The 1204-nt window shown below is 25.1% G+C and carries 1 protein-coding gene; it reads right to left on the bottom strand.

The window, feature by feature from the left end; all coding sequences use genetic code 11:
* Nucleotides 1–78 precede the first annotated feature (78 nt).
* A partial coding sequence (locus G3997_RS03285; RefSeq protein ID WP_296648047.1) for an SbcC/MukB-like Walker B domain-containing protein occupies nt 79–1204 on the bottom strand: 1126 nt, incomplete at its 5' end.

Raw genomic sequence — 1204 nt, 5'->3', positions numbered from 1 at the left:
TAAATAAAACCATATTTAAATCTAGTTTAACTAAATATAAGTATGGTTAATTAATGTTCTATTTAATTTATGAAAAAATTATAATATATTAAATTCTGCCTTACTTCCTTTTGAAGTTGATACAACCTCAAGTTTTGCCTCTACTCTTTCTTTTAGCTCTTCAACATGAGATATTATACCAACTAATCTTCCACCTCTTTGAAGTTCAAGTAAACTATCTATTGCATTATCTAAAGATTGAGGGTCAAGTGTTCCAAAACCTTCATCGACAAACATAGTATCAAGTGATACTCCACCAGCATTTTCTTGTACTACATCAGAAAGTCCAAGGGCTAATGATAAAGATGCCTTAAAGCTTTCTCCACCAGATAGTGAACTTACATCTCTAGAACTATCTGTATAATTATCATATATTTCAAGTTCTAATCCTTTTTGACCTGCACCTTTACTCTTAGATGTTTTTCTTATAAGKGAGAATCTATCTCCTGTCATCTTCTCAAGCCTTAAATTAGCTGCATCTATAATATCTTCAAAATATGCTGCTAATATATATCTTTCAAAAGATATATATGGAGATTTTTTACCATTAGCTAAATCTGCTAGCTCTCCAACTACTTTATATTCTTCTTCTATTTCCTTAAATTCTTTATTTAAATCTTCAACATTTTTAAGTACTGTTTTATTATTTTCTATTATAGAGTGTAAATATCTTACTTTATCTTCTAATTCTTTTTTACTACTTTGTATTGCTTTTATTTCTTCATCAACTAAAGAATTATCTATAAATACTAAATCCTTAGTTTTATTTAATATATCTTCATACTTAGCCTTAGTTACTTTAAGTTCTGAGTTATAATTTTCTACTTCTTTTTCTAATATCTCTATGTTTGATATTTGTAACTTAGCATTTTCATAATCATCTATATTATCAAATCCTTGTTTTTTCATAGCTTCCTTAAAGTTATCTTTATTATTATTTATTTCTATTTTTAATTCTTCTATAGATTTATTTATTTCTTTTAAAGTAGAATTTTCACCTTCTAATTTTTTAGCTATATTCTCATTTGCTAACCTTAATTTAGATAATCTTTCTTTACTATCATTTAATTCTTTAGTTTTAACTTCTATTAAAGTTTTTAAAGCTTTTGTATCATTTATATTCTCTGGTATATCTTTTTTATAYTCKTCTATTTTAGTAATATTT

The organism is Romboutsia sp. 13368 (assembly GCF_018336475.1).
GTDB lineage: Bacteria > Bacillota > Clostridia > Peptostreptococcales > Peptostreptococcaceae > Romboutsia.
The sequence above is the reverse complement of the archived record's forward strand: the minus strand, read 5'-3'. Positions and strand labels throughout refer to the sequence as shown.